Genomic DNA, 16653 nt, shown 5'->3' on the forward strand with positions numbered 1-16653 from the left:
AAATTGATTAATATTGATTATTTTTGATCAAATGTACGAAATGATATGAATTTTCAAAAAAGAAAAAATATAATACTGGCAACGTTAAAGCAGGATGGGGAAGTGAACGTAAAGGAGTTGGCGGAAGAAATAGGAATATCTGAGATTACAATCCGGCGCGACCTTGTTGTGCTTGCCAACGATGGATTGCTTTACAGGACGCACGGAGGGGCAATGCGGCTTGATCTGGTGAATACTCCGATTGACTTTAAAAACAAAACTGCCTCCAACGTAGAACAAAAGGATCATATATGTCGGATCGCTGCTCAGGAGATTGTTGATGGCGATATCATTTTTATGGATTGCGGGAGTACAGTCTTTCGCTTGTGTCAGTTTATCAGACATAAAAAAATACGTGTTGTTACCAATTCATTACCGGTTCTTTATGAATTAATGGATTCTTCGGTAGCAGTTAATCTCGTTGGAGGTGAGGTAGATAAAGAACGGCAGGCGGTGCATGGAAGGATTGCAGAGGAACACATAGCGCGTTATAAGGTGACGAAAGCTTTCATTGGCATTGATGGCATTTCGGCTGAAAATGGGCTTAGTGCCCATAGCGAGCAGGAGGCGGGAATAACGCTGGCAGCCGCTTCGCATGCCGATGTAACTTATTTGTTGTGCGATTCGTCCAAGGTGGGTAAAGATAAATATTTGCAATTTGCACCTCTAAGCCTGGTCAATGTGATGATAACCAATCAACAAACGGATGCTGTGCGCGCACTAGAAAAGACCGGGTTAAAAGTATTAACAGAATTAAAAACTATAAAATGAAACCTGCATCATACTGGATTGAGAAATACAATTTACTGCCGCATCCAGAGGGCGGCCATTATATAGAAACATATCGCTCGGCTGAAAGTGTTGCGGAAGATGGGTTGCCCGCCAGGTTTGAAAAGGGTAGCAGGTCATTCTCAACAGGAATATACTTCTTATTAGAACAGAATGAGTTTTCTGCTTTTCATCGCATAAAATCGGACGAGATGTGGCATTTCTATGCAGGCGAAGCACTTGATGTTTTCGTGATCCATCCTGAAACAGGACAACTCGAAGTAATTAAACTGGGTGCTGATCCTGACAACGGAGAGACCTTTCAGGCTGTAGTGCCTGCTGGAACCTGGTTTGCCTCGCGTCCTATGAAAGACAGCAGTTACGCATTGGTTGGTTGCACGGTATCACCGGGTTTCGATTTTGCTGATTTTGAAATGGCGAATAAAAATGACCTGATCAACTTGTTCCCAAAATACGAATCGCTGATCCGGGAGCTTTCAATTTCCTGAATCAGCGATTTTGTACCTTAAATTCTCTATCAGTATCCGACACTTGTATCGTCACCTCGCGGGTCTGCGCCTCCTTCAAGCCAGCCATCCGGTGTAACGAGTATACAATCCATTCTGCCAATGGTGTTGCGTTGCTGTTCGAGAATATAACCTTTGTTTTGAAGTCTCTTAATAGCTGTTTCAGAAAATGCGTTTGCCTCGAAAGTGGTTTTATCGGGCAGCCATTGATGATGAAATTTCAATGCGTTCACGGCCTGCTGCATGGTCATGCCATGTTCAAGTACATTCAGGACTGTCTGATAAACAGAAGTGATAATTGTGGAGCCACCAGGTGTACCTACTACCATCAGTAGTTTTCCGTCCTTTTCTATGATGGTTGGGGTCATGGAGGATAACATGCGTTTGCCAGGAGCAATGGCATTGGCTTTGTTTCCGATTAAGCCATACATATTAGGAGCGCCTGGTTTTACGCTGAAATCGTCCATTTCGTTGTTCATTATAAAGCCCCCACCTTTTATCACCACGCGGCTTCCGTAGCTGCCATTCAGTGTTGTTGTTACAGAAACTGCATTCCCGTCTTTATCCACAACAGAAAAGTGTGTAGTTTCGAGGCTTTCATATCCGGGAAGTACCCCGCCACTCACTGCACTACTTGCCGTGGCTTTATTCCAGTCAAAATCTTTCCAGCGCGTTTCAAGGTAATTTTTGCCGACCAGTTCAGTTACCGGAATTTTAACAAAATCAGGATCCCCCAGGAATTTTGCACGGTCGGCATACACGCGCCTTTCTGCTTCAATCATGACCTGTATGGTAGAATCGCTGTGCCATCCCCATTGCTTGATCGGAAATGGTTCTGTCAGCCGCATGAGCTGCACCAACGCGATGCCGCCGCTGGACGGAGGAGCCATGGTAATAACTTTGTAATCTTTATAGGATTCAGAAACGGTCTCCCGCCATTTCGCATGGTAATCTGCGAGGTCTTTCTTGCTAATAATCCCTTCCTTGTTCTGATTAATATCCTTAACAAGGTTTTTGGCAACCTTACCTGTGTAAAAACCATCACGTCCCTTTTTCTGGATTCGGGTTAATACCTTGCCAAGGTCTTTCTGAACCAATTTATCGCCAGCGACCCAATCGGTGCCATCTGATTTTTGAAAATAACTTGTTCCGGGATTGATTGATAGCAGGTCTTTTTTTATGGCGTTCAATCCTCTTGCTTCTCTTTCGGTTTGAATCACCCCTTTTGCTGCCAGATCAATGGCAGGTTGCAGTAGATTTTTCCAGGGAAGTTTGCCATATTTCTTATGGGCTTCCACCATTCCATCCACAGAGCCGGGAACACCCGAAGCCAGTCGGCCGAGAATACTTGAATTTGGAATTACATTTCCGTCTTTGTCCAAATACATATCCGCATGCCCTTTTGCCGGAGCTTTTTCCCTGAAATCAATGCTGCTTGTGCTTCCTGACTTATCCCGATATACGAGAAACCCTCCTCCTGCAATGTTTCCTGCCGAAGGGTGTACTACCGCCAAAGCAAACTGCACGGCAATAGCCGCATCAATGGCGTTACCTCCTGCCTGTAATATTTCGATTCCAACCCTGGATGCCTCAGGGTGCGCCGAAGCGACCATTCCATTTTTAGCTATAACACCTTTTCTATCACTAAAAAAGGACTTCTGATTGGGATCGTCGGAGAGAAACTGATAAAAACCTGATGATTCCTGAACGGGTTTTTGAGCTGCCAGAAATTCTGAGGAGCCGATGATAAAAAGCAGGAGTGTGTAACGAATGCGCATGTGGTTGATGTCGTGATTTTTTTGTAATTTATCAAATCTAAACAACAGCCATGTAATTAACCTCCTTTTTCACAATTTTCAGTTCAAAATCAGTTTATCGGACATTATATCCTTGCTACTCACACTGTTTTAATGCCTTCTGTCCTAATTTCCGTTGATGCCTGATGCAATGATGGTACTTTTCAGAATAATTCTTTATTTGCGAATCAAATATCAGGGCAGCATATATGAAATCATTACGCCAGTTATGGGAAAGTTTCCGGTTTGCCTGGCAGGCTCTCAGGTCAAATCTCACCCGAACTACTTTATCACTTTTGGGGGTAACTGTTGGGATATTCGCTATTGTAGCAGTTTTTACCATCGTCGATTCCCTTGAAAAAAGTATAAAGGACAGCATGAGTTTTATTGGTGACAAAGTGATATATGTCCAAAAGTGGCCCTGGGGTTTTGGAGGAGAATACCAGTGGTGGAAATATTTTCAGTGGCCGGAGCCAACTTTCGCAGAGTACAAATACTTGTATGATAATCTTGAATCTGCCAGTGCTGTGGCCGTTTTTGATTCCCGGGGCGGACAAACCCTGAAAAATGGTTCGACCAGTATTCAGGGGCAGGTTCAGGGAATTTCTTTTGAGTACAACATGATATCGGATATTCCCATTGTGAATGGCCGGTATTTTATGCCGCTGGAAAGCTCTAATGCGCGAAATGTTGCGGTAGTAGGTGCGGATATTGCTTCCGCGCTTTTTCCTGGACAAGATGCTGTGGGAAAGGAATTTAAACTGGCAGGAAATAAATTTGTTGTGATTGGTGTGCAGGAAAAGAAGGGTGAAAGTCTTGTAGATTTTGGCGGCAATCCTGATAAGAACTGTTATATCCCGTTTTCATCGTTTTCCAAATTATTCCAGTCAGGGAGACGAAGGGCAACCACGGTTGTGAAAGGGTTTCCTGAGGATGAAGGAATGAAAGAAGTGGAGGCAGAGATAACAGGACTGATGCGAACCAAACGTGGAATCAAGCCACGCGATACCAACAACTTTTCTTTGAATCGCCCGGAAGCGGCAGCTGAGGCTATTTCCGGATTGTTTGCTGTATTAACCCTTGCAGGCTGGGTTATCGGGAGTTTTTCTATTTTGGTAGGAGGTTTCGGAATTGCCAACATCATGTTCGTTTCCGTAAAAGAACGTACCAATTTAATCGGTATTCAGAAATCTCTGGGTGCAAAAAACTACTCAATTCTTTTCCAATTCCTTTTTGAGGCTGTCATGCTTAGTCTGGTAGGAGGTTTGGTGGGCATATTCCTGGTATACTTATTGTCATTCATTCCAATGGGGTCGTTGCAAATTATACTTTCCCCAAAAAATGTAATTCTTGGTTTGGGTGTTTCCAGTGTAATCGGTGTTTTGTCCGGCATCATTCCGGCCATGCTGGCTGCAAGGATGGATCCGGTGACGGCTATCCGGGCAAAATAATCACTAGGAAAAATCAAACCATTTTGCGAAGTTCGCCTTAATTCACAAACTTAGAATATCAAAAATTATGCGTAAGTGGGTCATATTCATCGTTTTCCTAGCCATTGTGTTCGGGATATTATACTATCTGACATTTGGTTATTACAGTGAAGGTAAGCGAGGTGGTTTCGTTACTCAGTTGAGTAATAAAGGATATTTGTTCAAAACTTATGAAGGTGAACTAAGAATGGGGGGCCTTAGTGAAGGAGATGGAACGATGAACTCTTCACAATGGGTTTTTTCTGTAAGTGGAAAAAATAAGGATGCAATTGCGAAGATTGAAGAAGCCATTCAAAATGGACACCGTGTTTCCCTGACTTACGAACAGAAGTTCTTTACTCTTCCCTGGAATGGTGATACTAAATTCTTTGTAACGGATGTTGAGGTATTAGGGGCTAGTCGTAGTAGCTTCCCACCGGCACAGACACCAGCTACACCTTTGCCAGCACCAACAGAAATAGATACAGCCGCTGTTTTATAAATATGGGGCAAAGGATTTGGGGCAGGGGAGATTTCCCTTTGCCCCAAACCCTTATCACTTATCCTCCTGCTTTTTTAGCTTTATAGTTTTTCGATACCAGCCATGCGATTACTTTTTCGCGGTGGTCGCCTTGCAATTGTACTTCCTCATCTTTAACCGTTCCGCCGCTTCCGCACAGTCCTTTTAGTTGTTTTCCCAATACTTCCAGGTCTGCGTTTTTGCCAATAAAGCCTTTCACAACGGTAATTACCTTTCCACCACCTTTGCGGTCAAGCCATATTCTTAAATCCTGTTGCTGAGGAGCCAGTGTTTCCGGCTCATCTTCTTCCGAATTTTTATATTCAAAATCGGGATCGGTGGAATAAACCACTCCTGAACGATTCTTTTTAGACATGTTGCATTGAGTTTTTCTGTGAAAATAGATTGCTGCAAGTCTTCAGACAATCACATTTAAGCTTTGCGGGTTAATTTTTATCCTGATCTTATTGGTTTCCAACTGAAATGGTTCGCCATCGTAGTGAATAATCGGAGGTGTATCCGTCTCCACGAGCGTTTCAGTGATATGTCTGTAAGATATGTATTTCGAAGTTTTAAGCTGTTTTGTAAAAAGCTGGTAGGCGAGTGACGTACCGAACCATTTGGGGAAAGGTTTTATGGTACATTCGTCCAGAATCCCATCCTGTAAACTGGCATGCGGAGCCACCCAGGCATTGTTACCAAATTGGCCGGCATTGGCAAAGGTGAGTGAAAATGCATCTGTTTTTTGACCATTTACCCTGAACACCTGAGGCTTATAATCCCAGTATGCTTTAAAAGATACATTGATGTACGTAGCAAGTCCTCTGCTCAGCTGCTGGCTGAAAAGCTGCCCTACATAGGCATCAAATCCCATTCCCGCTGTGCAGAAGAAGGGCATGTCGTTAATGAGACCATTATCAATGGTGATTACTGATCCTCCAAAAAGTTTTTCAAGAGATGCCTCCAGTGTGAGTGGAAGACCAAGATGTCTCGCCAGGCCGTTTCCTGAGCCCACAGGCAAGATGCCAACCGGTGTTGCGTGCCCGATAAGTGGCTGCGCAATTTCATTAACAGTTCCGTCTCCGCCAACAGCAACAATCGCTTTCCACTTATTTTTATCTACGTTTTCTCTTACAAGTTCGGTTGCATGGCCACGTCCTTCGGTGAAAAGTATATGGGCTGAGTTTTGAGTTTTTTCTGCAAATGAGTCAATGGTATGAGCCACAGCATCAATGTTTTTTCCGATAGATGTACCCGAATTCGGATTGAGAATAAAAAGATAATCAGCCACGGATCAAGCAAAAAAGACGAATAAAAGAAGAATGAAAACGATGATGAACAAGTAGTATAGTCCATCAATAAAAGGATATTTCTGACGATCCAGTTTTTTGAACAAATTATCAAACTTACTCATATGTGGCTTTGCGCGGTTGACTTATCATTTCCTGCACAAAATTCCACAAAAAATATGAGAAACCTTAGGGATGGGTGGATTCTTGTGAAAGTATGGAATGCGATGCGTACACAGTGATTCATGAACTGAGGAATATTGGTGAGTCAGTAACATGGGTTTACAAAAGCGGGATCGCTAAAATATTAACATAAAAACACCCTACTGGCTCTTGCCAACAGGGTGTTTTTATTATGGGAAATCAAATGATTATATTTTCTTCAATGTAATCACAGCATTCACTGCTGGCTTAGTTGTATCTGTAACAGTGTTTACAGTAATGGTCATTTGAGTAGCCGTTTGTGTGATTGGGAATTCGCTTACAAGCGCGCCATTGGTTAACTTAAGCTTATTACTAACAACTTCCCATTTGGTTTGACTTCCGATTGTTAGTCCTGCGGCTGCCATAGCTGACACTGCTATGTCACAGTTTAAAGCGGAAACGGTATTATTGGATTCAAATTTAAATACTAAGTCTTTCATACAGGTTATGGTTGGAATCAGAGCCAAAACCGGAATATTAGCGCCCGGCGTTTCAGGAGCAACAGAAACGTACTGCCAGCTTCCCACAATCGGGTTGGTGTCGACTTTTTCCGGTCCCTTATCATCGTCCTTACACGATACAAATAGGAATGCAATACATAAAACGGATAGGAAAAGGGTTCTGGCGAAGATTTTAGTCAATTTCATAAAATGAAAATAATAAGGTTGGAGAATCCATAACGTGATTAATAGGCTAAAATTACTCTAAAAAATACGCTAAAATGTGATTTTTGTAAAAATCCGCCCCGAATCCTATTCTTCTTCCTCGTGAAGAAAAATGTTCAGCAATCTCTCTGCTGCATGCAGAGGCAATTCTTTTCCGTCAGATACGGATTTTTCAACTTCTGCAATGTTCCGGGCAACTGCATCGCTTTCAAAAAATCTATTTTGAAGGGTTTGCTTTATGGAATCATACATCCATTCAATATTTTGCGATTGGCGGTTTTTGTGAAAGAAGCCATTACCTAAGCTGTGCTCCCGATGGCTGAGTATAATGCGCCAGATGACGTCAATACCGGTATTGGCAATTGCAGAACAGGGTACAACTTTGGGCGTAAAGCCTGACTCTGGTTTAGAGAACAAATGTAGCGCATTCGAATATTCCTGTACCGCCCGGTCTGCCATGGCTTTATTGGTTCCATCAGCTTTATTGATAGCAATGGTGTCTGCCATTTCCATAATGCCCTTTTTAATTCCCTGCAGTTCATCTCCTGCGCCGGCAAGCATCAGTAATAGAAAAAAGTCGGTCATGCCCTTCACAATCGTTTCCGATTGCCCTACACCCACGGTTTCGATGATGATGACATCAAAGCCCGCTGCTTCACAAAGTAGCATGGCTTCACGGGTATTTTGAGCAACTCCGCCAAGAGAAAGGTTGGAAGCTGAGGGCCGTATAAATGCCTTTGGATTGTGGGAAAGTTTTTCCATTCTGGTTTTATCACCCAAAATGCTCCCGCCCGTTTTTTTGCTGGAAGGGTCTATGGTGAGAACAGCCAGTTTTTTGCCTTTTCCTGTAATATAGGTTCCAAGGGTTTCAATAAAGGTGCTTTTGCCAACTCCGGGAACTCCGGTAATGCCTATCCGCAGAGATTTGCCGGTTTCGGGCAGGATATTGTTCAGTATTATTCTGCTTAATTCGCGATCCTCACGGAGCTGACTTTCAATTATAGTAATGGCGCGGCTTAATATAATGCGGTCTCCGGTCAAGATACCGTTGCTGTATTCATCAGGTGAGAGCCGTTGCCGCATTATTTGTTTTACGAATGTGGTTGACTGTAAAAGTCGTTATAGACGTGTAAAAATGAAACTTTTTAATCCGAAAAAACGCTAAATCCCTTATATTGTTCGTTTTCAATAACATCTTTTCAATACATTATCAATCGAATGAAAATATCAAAAATTCGTTTCGGCATTGTAGCGCTGTGCTGTCTTAGCTTTTCAGGTGTATTTGCACAGGAAGCCAAGAAAGCACAGTACGATGCTCACGTCCTTTTTCACCCCCTTTTTAACTTTCAGCCAGGCAGTGAATATCGCACAGGCAGCGGAGCACCCGGGCCTAAATACTGGCAAAATCGTGCCGATTACAAAATCAACGTTGCTCTGGATGAGCAAAAAGGAATTGTAAGCGGTGATGTTGAGATTGTATACAAGAATAACAGCCCTGAAAATCAGGAATTTATCTGGCTTCAACTGGATCAGAATGCTTTTAATGACCAGTCGAGAGGTGGAAAAACGACAGCTGTAACCGGTGGTCGTTTCGGCAATACCGGATTCAGTGGTGGTGATTCACTTCATTCTGTACAGATTCAACAGGGGAAAGATAAGTATGTAAATGCCGATTACATTGTGTCAGATACGCGCATGCAGATACGTCTGGCTACACCTGTGAAGGCGAACGGAGATGTTATCCGTGTGAAAATTGGCTATTCATTTAAGATTCCGCAGTACGGATCCGACCGGATGGGGACATTGGAGACCAAAAATGGTATCGTTTATGAAATGGCACAGTGGTATCCGCGCGTGGCTGTTTTTGATGATATTGAAGGCTGGAACCTGTTACCTTATTTGGGAGCGGGAGAGTTTTATCTGGAATATGGTGACTTCGAATATAATGTAACAGTTCCCTGGGATCATATTGTTGTGGGATCGGGAGAACTTCTAAATCCCAATGAAGTGCTGACAGCTGAGCAGCGTAAGAGACTGGCAGCAGCTGCCAAAAGCGATGAAACGGTGATGATTCGTACAGCTGAGGAAGTAACATCAGCTGCATCGAGGCCAAAACAGTCGGGTACTTTAACCTGGCGTTTTAAATGTTTGCAGGCACGGGATATTGCCTGGGCGACATCCAAAGCGTTTGTGTGGGACGCCGCACGTATGAACCTGCCTAATGGCAAAACAGCTCTTGCACAATCTGCATATCCTGCCGAAGATGGTGGGCTCGAAGGTTGGGGGCGCTCGACGGAATACGTGAAGGGTTGCATCGAATTTTATTCCTCCTATGTACATGAGTACACTTATCCTGTTGCAACCAACGTAGCAGGAATTGTGGGTGGAATGGAGTATCCGGGTATTGTTTTTTGCAGCAGCAAGAGCAGAGGAGAAGATCTTTGGGGCGTTACAGACCATGAATTTGGTCACAACTGGTTTCCAATGATTGTTGGCAACAACGAACGCAAGTATGCATGGATGGATGAAGGCTTCAACACATTTATCAACTTCCTTTCCGGCGATCATTTCAATAATGGGGAGTATAAAAGTACGCAGATGAACAACCTGCACCGTTTGGCTCCGATTATTTTCCGTCCCAAGGCAGATCCTATCATGACCATTCCGGAAGTAATCCAGCCTAATAATCTGGGTTGGGAAGCCTACTACAAACCAGCACTAGGCCTTCGGATGCTGAGAGAGCAAGTGCTTGGCAAAGAAAGGTTCGACTATGCATTTAAAACTTATGTCAAACGCTGGGCTTTCAAACATCCGACTCCTTACGATTTTTTCCGTACCATGGAAGACGCAGCTGGAGAAGATCTTGGCTGGTTTTGGAAGGGTTGGTTCTTCGAGAATTACCAGCTGGACCAGAGCGTAAAAGATGTTGTATATGTAGAGCAGAATCCTGAAAAAGGAGCGCTGATCACAATCGAAAACCTCAACGAGTGGGCAATGCCTGCAAAAGTGGACATTGAAGAAGTAAGCGGAAAGAAAACGCGGGTTGAGTTCCCGGTAGAAATTTGGCAACGTGGCGGTAGCTGGACTTTCCGTGCTTCAACAAGCCAGCCTATCCGCTCGGTAACAATTGATCCGGACCAAAGTCTACCCGATATTGAGCCAGACAATAATACCTGGAAACCGGCTAAATTTTCCGGTTCTGAGGTGAATTAGTTCTTTTGCAACATTAAAAAAGCCTTTCCATTTTGACGAACTCAAAATGGAAAGGCTTTTTAGTTTCTTAGCTATAAATATTGTCAGACTGTAACAAGCATGGCTCCGTATGAATAACCACCACCAAAAACGGTAATTACGATATTTTCTCCCGCCTTAAACTTATCTCTGTTTTCTGATAATGCAATCGCACAGCCAGCACATCCGGTATTTCCCAAATATTGAATATTAGAAAGAAGCTTTTCCGCCGGTATACCAAGTGTATTAATCACATTGAGACTGATACGGTGGTTGGCCTGATGAGGAATGAGGTAATCCAGGTCATCGATCGTAAGATTACATGCTTGTATAACCTGCTGGCTCACTTTCGGCATGTAAATACATGCATTCTGGAATACATCTCTTCCATAAGGCATAATTACACCGCGATCATTAGGTCGTAACACCACAGCTTCAATGGCTCTTCCGCTGGTTGCAGCACCTCCGGTGATCAGCTTTTTAATGTGCATGTCTGTCTTGGTCTGCCTTTCTTTCGAAATCAGCAATGCCGAAGCCCCGTCACCCCAGAGATGTCCTGAAACCGTATCCTGCTCATTGTTGTAAGCAGTATTATGATCAGAAACCACTACGAGCGCTTTTGAAGCTTTTCCCATAGCAAAATACCCTTCCACAATTTCAATCGCATTGAGCAATGATGAGCATGCCGAGGATATGGTAACAACGGGTATATCTGGAATTTGCAGGTGATGCTGAACAGCGTGCGCCAGTGTTACAATGGTATCGTAGGGTGTGTAGGTGGCACCTACTATAAGATCTATCTCGTTTTTACTGTAAGGAATATTTTCAAGCAAAGTATCCACAGCCTGAATCGCCATTGTTGCTGTATTTTCTTCGGGAGAAGCTCTCCGTCTTTCAGAAATTCCGGTACGTGCTACAATCCATTCGTCAGAAAGATTGTTAAGTTTTGTAAAATATTCATTACCAATAACTTGGCTTGGTAAGTAATGACTAACTGTATTAATATACATGGTTGAGAAGTTGACTCCGCAAACTAAAAATCTTTTTAATTCCGAAAGTTAAATATTTCGTAGAAAACGTAGTATTTAATATTTGAACAATTCAATAATAAATTTATAAAATCATAATATTTCGCTCCGTCTCAGCTTTGTGATTTTATAGAATAGTCTGATAAAAATTTAAAAGTGTCTTTTGCTCGTTTTCCCAATTATGGAATCTTTGAGACGCTTGTCTTCCTTTAGTGCCCATGGCGAAGGCCAGATCGGGATTGCTAATGATCCAGTCGAGTTTATCTGCCAACAATTCAGGATTCGTAGGATTGATACAGAAACCGCAAGCTGACTCTTCAACAATGTTGCGATACAAATTAAAGTTCGAAGTTATTACAGGCAAATTTAGTGCCATGTATTCAAACAGCTTTGCAGGATAGGATTCCGGATAATCGGCAACGGATTTCAGCAGGGCAATTCCTGCCAGACAATTTCTTGCAAATGGCAAGGAAAAACGTAAATCTGAATAACCATAAAAAATCAGATGTTTCCTGACATGGGCATACCCCGGAAGTTTGTTGGCCTCTTCTTCACTGAATCTTACCGGACCGAACAGATGGATAATAAGAGTTGGATATTTATCGGTAAGTAGAACCAGCGCCGCCACGAGTGTATCGAAACAGCGTTCCATGGAAACGACTCCGGAATAAAAGAAAGCAGGAGAATTTGGATACGAATTGCGTTCTTTTTTGGGGTGTTTGTCTACAAAAGCTAATGATACAAAATTCCTGACAACGGCTGATGGAAATGCAAGTGTATTGTACTCTTCGCGATAGGCTTCCTCGGTGAAGATACAAAAGAAGTTTTGCCGGGCATAAAAATCAAATTGCCTGAACATGTGCCGAAAAACTGTCTGGTTGTTGTATTTTTTTATCTCAAATTTCTTGTAGAGATTCTCTTGTACCTCATAAATTATTTTTGCTCCCAGCCACTGAAATAATATTGCGAGAGGAATGAGTTCTGGTACAAAAATGTGAACCAGATCCGGTCGCAGCCGGATACATTTCCAGAGCACCACAGGATGGCAAAGCAGGATCCTCACGAAAAGACTTTCAAAATGAGGCAACCTGATCATGGTCACGCTGTGATCCGTCTCGGTATAGGCCGAAGCGTTGGGCAGTGCGCAGATTACTTCATAACGGCTTGCTAACGACGGTGCGATTTTATAGAAAATGCGTGGGTCGGTTGCGGGATGCACGGAGCTGAGAAGTAGTACGCGCTGCATCAGGCCGGGGTTACAATGGATACACCCGCAGAAGTTCCTATCCTGTCGGCACCCGCTTCTACAAAAGCAATGGCCTGGTCATAGGTTCTGATTCCTCCCGAAGCCTTAATTTTAATTTGTTCGGGAAGTATAGATCTCATTTTACGGACAGTTTCGAGATCTGCACCTGTCGGGGCATAACCCGTCGATGTTTTGACATAATCTACACCCGCCTCTGCACAAATTTCGCATGCGGTATACAAATCAAAGGAATCCAGGTAAGCTGTTTCAATAATTACTTTTAGAACTGCCTGATTTTCGTGGGAAATTTCTACCAGTTGCCTGATTTCTTCCCGCACGCTCAGGTACGCCATCGACTTGAACTGAGCAACATTCATAACCACATCCAGTTCAGTAGCACCGTTGGCCAATGCATCGTGCGCTTCTGCAACTTTGATGGCGGTAGTGGAGTAGCCCATAGGGAATCCAATAACGGTGGCGATCTCTATTTTTACCGGACAGAATTCCAGCATTTCTTTGGTGTATGCAACATAAGTCGGTGCTATACAAACGGCCTTAAACTGATGAATCCAAGCTTCTTCGCACAATTTACGTATGTCTGTTTCCCGCGCTACCGGACTCAGTAACGTATGATCTATGTAGGAAGCGAGATTGCTCATATGAGGATGTCCGGAATCTGGATTAATACAAAAACCCCGTCAGGATCGACAGGGCTTCTGTTATATTGTGTATTGGCAAGGCTGAATTTTTATGCCTTCGCTTTTTCTTTTTTAGCTTTTAGTGCAGCAGCAGGCTCTTCGGCCACTGGAGCAGTTTCTTCGGCAACCTCAGGAGTTGAAGAAACAAAAAGTTCAGGTGTGTATTTTGACAGAAGATTGTACCAGGTGATAATTTTCTTGATGTCAGAAATGTATACTTTCGATCTGTCGAAATCAGGAAGAATTTTATTCAGGAATTCGATAAGATCTTTGTCAGAAGAAGCTTTCAGGTCAATTGAAACCTGTTCTCCATGAATTTCTCTTATTTTAAGGAACACGTCAGCCAATGGAACTGATTCTTCCTCTCCATCGGTAAAGATGGAAACATCTTTTAGCACAGATACACGAGCAGTCGGGCCAATTAATGTCTTTTCACGTTTTTCATCCAGGCTTTCCACGATTACACCTGCACGGCTCGGCTTTAAAATACGAAAAAGTCCGCCTTTGCCCGAAACGTTGGCTATTTCTTTCAGCAAATCCATTCCGTTTGTTTCTATTTTATCACTCATTTCTACTGTGCTATTAGTTTTTATTTAGATTTTTTTGCTCTCAATGTGTAAGAACAGGTTGCCGGCAATTCAATTTTACCGCAAAATAACGGAAAGATTCAACCGTAAACAACCTAAAATGCTATGCGTTTTTTGAAAACGTTTCATTATAAGTTTCTATTGTCTCAAGAATAGGTTCCCGTCCTTCTCCCTTCTCGGCTGAGGTTACAAAGAATGTGGGCACCTCTTCCCACAATTCTGCCAGTTTTGTAGTGTACGCTTCCAGTTGATTAGCCACCTGATACGCTTTCAGTTTGTCTGCCTTCGTGAAAATAATATTGAACGGAATTCCAGCTTCACCTAAACCTGCCATGAATTCGAGATCTGCTGCCAAAGCGCTATGGCGAATATCGACTAGTACAAATGTGCACAACAGATTTTCTCTGTTGTAGAGATAGTCCGATATCATGGTTTCCCATTTCTCACGTTCGGTCTTGCTTACTTTTGCGTAGCCATATCCTGGCAAATCGACCAAATACCACGAGTTGTTTATTTCGAAATGGTTGATCAACTGCGTTTTACCAGGTTGTTGGGAAGTTTTTGCTAGTGATTTTTTTGCAACAAGCATGTTGATAAGAGAGGATTTCCCCACATTGGAACGTCCTATAAAAGCGTATTCAGGTTTGTCGGGTGCAGGGCATTTCAAATAATCTGAATTGCTCATCACGTATTTTGCTTCCTGAATTTTCATTGTAGTATATCGTTATTTTGCTGCAAAGGTACTTATTCTTTTGGTAGCACTCGCCGGATGTGTGTCGTCAGACACGTAACAATCCAATTGATTGGAACCTATTGATTTATAATTGTCTTTACTAAAATAAAACAAAGTCGTATTTTCGTTATACCATTGTTTAATTCGTAATCAGAAAAAAATGAAGATTTGTAAGCAAGCATTGTTCTCCCTGATATTGTTGTTGTCAGTTTCTGTTGCCTATGCGACTGATGGAGGAAAGAAAGAAGTAAAAGTAGCTGATAAAGGCATCGTATTTACCAAAGGTACCTGGGCTGAAATTTTGAAAAAAGCCAAGGCAGAGAAGAAAGTGATTTTTTTTGACGCCTACACAACCTGGTGCGGACCGTGCAAATTATTACAAAAAAATGTGTTTACCCGTGCGGATGTGGCTGAGGTTTTTAATAAAAACTTCATTAATGTGAAATTTGACATGGAAAGTGGAGAAGGACCCATGCTGGCGGAAAAATATCCGTTGCAGGGGTATCCAACATTGTTTTTTATAGATCCGGACGGCAACGTGGTAAAAGAGGTTATCGGTTACCAAAACCCTGAAACTCTGATTAAGATAGGAAAGAAAATACCAAAACATAATACCAGAGCATTGTAATCAGATTCGATTCCGGTGCATAGAAAAAGCCCTTAATGGATGTCCATTGAGGGCTTTTTCTATGTGGTTGTCTTAAATAATCTTATTCGTAGTAGTTTGGAACTCTGTGTCCGCTGTTTTCCAGCAAACGATCCTTTTTGAATAATGCCAGATCGGAAGTTACCATATCATTCACAAGTGCTTTAAGATCATACTTAGGTTTCCATCCAAGTTTTGTCATCGACTTGGTAGGATCGCCGATAAGCAATTCAACTTCTGTTGGACGGAAATAACGAGGATCTACGGCAACCACTTCCTTGCCAATTTCTACCTGGAAGTCGGGATTGCTGCACTTAACGACTTTTGCGATTTCGGAAGCGCCTTCACCTGTAAATTCCAATTCGATGCCTACTTCTGCAAATGCCATGCGAACGAACTCACGGATGCGCGTTGTAACACCGGTTGCAATCACAAAGTCTTCCGCCACTTCTTGCTGTAATATAAGCCACATAGCTTCCACAAAGTCTTTTGCATGACCCCAGTCGCGCTCAGCATCAAGATTTCCAAGGTACACTTTGTCCTGTAAACCTAATGCTATACGTGCAACAGCACGGGTAATTTTGCGTGTTACGAAGGTTTCACCACGTAAAGGAGATTCATGATTAAAAAGAATTCCGTTTACAGCGAACATATCGTAAGCTTCACGATAATTAACTGTGATCCAGTAACCATACAATTTCGCAACTGCGTAAGGTGAACGAGGATAGAATGGCGTAGTTTCAGATTGTGGAACCTGCTGAACCAGCCCGTACAACTCTGAGGTTGAAGCCTGGTAAATTTTAGTTTTTTTAGTAAGTCCCAATAAACGCACTGCTTCCAGGATTCTGAGTGTTCCTATACCGTCTACGTTAGCCGTGTATTCAGGTTCTTCAAAACTTACCTGTACGTGCGACATAGCCCCAAGGTTATAAATCTCGTCCGGCTGAACTTCCTGAATGATCCGGATAATATTAGTCGAATCACTCAAATCTCCGTAGTGCAAGTGGAAACGTATGTTTTTTTCGTGTGGATCTTCGTAAATGTGGTCTATTCTTTGTGTGTTGAATAGAGAGCTTCTTCGCTTGATACCATGAACTTCATATCCTTTGCTGAGCAGTAGCTCAGCAAGATACGCCCCGTCTTGTCCTGTTATACCCGTAATGAGTGCTTTTTTCATTGTCAGTATGTATAGAAAAAATAATTTTAA

Annotated in this window: 17 protein-coding genes; 6 read left to right on the forward strand and 11 right to left on the reverse strand. The window is 42.7% G+C overall.

The genetic code is table 11. From position 1 onward, the window contains the following. Window positions 1-45: 45 nt before the first annotated feature. The gene (locus LZG71_RS17590) at window positions 46-810 is read left to right on the forward strand and encodes a DeoR/GlpR family DNA-binding transcription regulator (RefSeq protein WP_233822484.1); all 765 of its coding nucleotides are present in this window, start codon (window positions 46-48) and stop codon (window positions 808-810) included. After that, a complete protein-coding gene (locus LZG71_RS17595) occupies window positions 807-1316 on the forward strand; it encodes a cupin domain-containing protein (protein WP_233822486.1) in 510 nt (169 codons plus the stop codon). The genes LZG71_RS17590 and LZG71_RS17595 overlap by 4 nt, the downstream gene beginning before the upstream one ends. Before the next feature lie 29 nt (window positions 1317-1345). Here the strand turns inward: LZG71_RS17595 and ggt are convergent, their stop codons facing one another. Next, window positions 1346-3112: a gamma-glutamyltransferase gene (ggt, locus tag LZG71_RS17600; protein ID WP_233822488.1), complete on the reverse strand. Its 1767-nt coding sequence runs from the start codon at window positions 3110-3112 to the stop codon at window positions 1346-1348. A 227-nt stretch (window positions 3113-3339) separates the two neighbouring features. Between ggt and LZG71_RS17605 the strand changes: the two genes are divergently transcribed. Together LZG71_RS17605 and LZG71_RS17610 are read left to right on the forward strand one after the other, a co-directional pair. After that, window positions 3340-4581 (forward strand): ABC transporter permease, encoded by a 1242-nt coding sequence (locus LZG71_RS17605; protein WP_233822490.1) that lies wholly within the window; start codon window positions 3340-3342, stop codon window positions 4579-4581. 67 nt (window positions 4582-4648) lie between these two features. After that, on the forward strand, window positions 4649-5101 hold the full coding sequence (locus tag LZG71_RS17610) for a hypothetical protein (protein ID WP_233822492.1): 453 nt from the start codon (window positions 4649-4651) through the stop codon (window positions 5099-5101). 58 nt (window positions 5102-5159) lie between these two features. Here the strand turns inward: LZG71_RS17610 and LZG71_RS17615 are convergent, their stop codons facing one another. The 4 genes from LZG71_RS17615 to meaB all read right to left on the reverse strand — a co-directional run bounded on the left by LZG71_RS17615 (window position 5160) and on the right by meaB (window position 8360). Next, a complete protein-coding gene (locus tag LZG71_RS17615; RefSeq protein WP_233822494.1) occupies window positions 5160-5495 on the reverse strand; it encodes a translation initiation factor in 336 nt (111 codons plus the stop codon). Window positions 5496-5537: 42 nt separating this feature from the next. Then, window positions 5538-6410, reverse strand: a complete 873-nt coding sequence (locus LZG71_RS30615) for a diacylglycerol kinase family protein (RefSeq protein ID WP_233822496.1) — start codon at window positions 6408-6410, stop codon at window positions 5538-5540. A 369-nt stretch (window positions 6411-6779) separates the two neighbouring features. Next, a complete protein-coding gene (locus tag LZG71_RS17625) occupies window positions 6780-7259 on the reverse strand; it encodes a hypothetical protein (protein ID WP_233822498.1) in 480 nt (159 codons plus the stop codon). 105 nt (window positions 7260-7364) lie between these two features. After that, window positions 7365-8360 carry a methylmalonyl Co-A mutase-associated GTPase MeaB gene (meaB, locus tag LZG71_RS17630; protein WP_233822499.1) on the reverse strand — a complete coding sequence of 332 codons (996 nt, stop codon included), beginning with the start codon at window positions 8358-8360 and terminating at the stop codon, window positions 7365-7367. Window positions 8361-8495: 135 nt separating this feature from the next. On the opposite strand from meaB, the gene LZG71_RS17635 reads away from it, so the two are divergent. Continuing rightward, a complete protein-coding gene (locus tag LZG71_RS17635; RefSeq protein ID WP_233822501.1) occupies window positions 8496-10490 on the forward strand; it encodes a M1 family metallopeptidase in 1995 nt (664 codons plus the stop codon). A gap of 83 nt (window positions 10491-10573) precedes the next feature. Here the strand turns inward: LZG71_RS17635 and LZG71_RS17640 are convergent, their stop codons facing one another. From LZG71_RS17640 to yihA, 5 genes are all read right to left on the reverse strand, one after another. After that, window positions 10574-11518: a 3-oxoacyl-ACP synthase III family protein gene (locus LZG71_RS17640; protein ID WP_233822503.1), complete on the reverse strand. Its 945-nt coding sequence runs from the start codon at window positions 11516-11518 to the stop codon at window positions 10574-10576. 145 nt (window positions 11519-11663) lie between these two features. Then, window positions 11664-12782: a glycosyltransferase gene (locus LZG71_RS17645; protein ID WP_233822504.1), complete on the reverse strand. Its 1119-nt coding sequence runs from the start codon at window positions 12780-12782 to the stop codon at window positions 11664-11666. Beyond that, complete coding sequence (gene deoC / locus LZG71_RS17650) at window positions 12782-13441, reverse strand: deoxyribose-phosphate aldolase (RefSeq protein WP_233822506.1); 660 nt, start codon at window positions 13439-13441, stop codon at window positions 12782-12784. Before deoC ends, LZG71_RS17645 begins: the two co-directional genes overlap by 1 nt. Before the next feature lie 89 nt (window positions 13442-13530). Further along, window positions 13531-14049, reverse strand: coding sequence for a DUF5606 domain-containing protein (locus tag LZG71_RS17655; RefSeq protein ID WP_233822508.1), 519 nt, complete (start codon window positions 14047-14049; stop codon window positions 13531-13533). Window positions 14050-14170: 121 nt separating this feature from the next. Beyond that, the gene (yihA, locus tag LZG71_RS17660) at window positions 14171-14779 is read right to left on the reverse strand and encodes a ribosome biogenesis GTP-binding protein YihA/YsxC (RefSeq protein ID WP_233822510.1); all 609 of its coding nucleotides are present in this window, start codon (window positions 14777-14779) and stop codon (window positions 14171-14173) included. A gap of 181 nt (window positions 14780-14960) precedes the next feature. On the opposite strand from yihA, the gene LZG71_RS17665 reads away from it, so the two are divergent. Continuing rightward, window positions 14961-15428, forward strand: a complete 468-nt coding sequence (locus LZG71_RS17665; RefSeq protein ID WP_233822512.1) for a thioredoxin family protein — start codon at window positions 14961-14963, stop codon at window positions 15426-15428. 82 nt (window positions 15429-15510) lie between these two features. Here the strand turns inward: LZG71_RS17665 and gmd are convergent, their stop codons facing one another. Then, a complete protein-coding gene (gene gmd / locus LZG71_RS17670) occupies window positions 15511-16623 on the reverse strand; it encodes a GDP-mannose 4,6-dehydratase (protein ID WP_233822514.1) in 1113 nt (370 codons plus the stop codon). Between the last annotated feature and the right edge of the window lie 30 nt (window positions 16624-16653).

Origin of the sequence: Dyadobacter sp. CY312, from assembly GCF_021390535.1 — a bacterium.
Classification (GTDB): domain Bacteria; phylum Bacteroidota; class Bacteroidia; order Cytophagales; family Spirosomataceae; genus Dyadobacter.

Coding starts and splice junctions, on each gene's coding strand:
- yihA (WP_233822510.1), bottom strand. CDS start 14,779: ATGAAAATTCAGGAAGCAAAATACGTGATGAGCAATTCAGATTATTTG.
- LZG71_RS17615 (WP_233822494.1), bottom strand. CDS start 5,495: ATGTCTAAAAAGAATCGTTCAGGAGTGGTTTATTCCACCGATCCCGAT.
- gmd (WP_233822514.1), bottom strand. CDS start 16,623: ATGAAAAAAGCACTCATTACGGGTATAACAGGACAAGACGGGGCGTAT.
- LZG71_RS17655 (WP_233822508.1), bottom strand. CDS start 14,049: ATGAGTGATAAAATAGAAACAAACGGAATGGATTTGCTGAAAGAAATA.
- LZG71_RS17645 (WP_233822504.1), bottom strand. CDS start 12,782: ATGCAGCGCGTACTACTTCTCAGCTCCGTGCATCCCGCAACCGACCCA.
- LZG71_RS17590 (WP_233822484.1), top strand. CDS start 46: ATGAATTTTCAAAAAAGAAAAAATATAATACTGGCAACGTTAAAGCAG.
- LZG71_RS17665 (WP_233822512.1), top strand. CDS start 14,961: ATGAAGATTTGTAAGCAAGCATTGTTCTCCCTGATATTGTTGTTGTCA.
- deoC (WP_233822506.1), bottom strand. CDS start 13,441: ATGAGCAATCTCGCTTCCTACATAGATCATACGTTACTGAGTCCGGTA.
- LZG71_RS17640 (WP_233822503.1), bottom strand. CDS start 11,518: ATGTATATTAATACAGTTAGTCATTACTTACCAAGCCAAGTTATTGGT.
- ggt (WP_233822488.1), bottom strand. CDS start 3,112: ATGCGCATTCGTTACACACTCCTGCTTTTTATCATCGGCTCCTCAGAA.
- meaB (WP_233822499.1), bottom strand. CDS start 8,360: ATGCGGCAACGGCTCTCACCTGATGAATACAGCAACGGTATCTTGACC.
- LZG71_RS17635 (WP_233822501.1), top strand. CDS start 8,496: ATGAAAATATCAAAAATTCGTTTCGGCATTGTAGCGCTGTGCTGTCTT.
- LZG71_RS17625 (WP_233822498.1), bottom strand. CDS start 7,259: ATGAAATTGACTAAAATCTTCGCCAGAACCCTTTTCCTATCCGTTTTA.
- LZG71_RS17595 (WP_233822486.1), top strand. CDS start 807: ATGAAACCTGCATCATACTGGATTGAGAAATACAATTTACTGCCGCAT.
- LZG71_RS17610 (WP_233822492.1), top strand. CDS start 4,649: ATGCGTAAGTGGGTCATATTCATCGTTTTCCTAGCCATTGTGTTCGGG.
- LZG71_RS17605 (WP_233822490.1), top strand. CDS start 3,340: ATGAAATCATTACGCCAGTTATGGGAAAGTTTCCGGTTTGCCTGGCAG.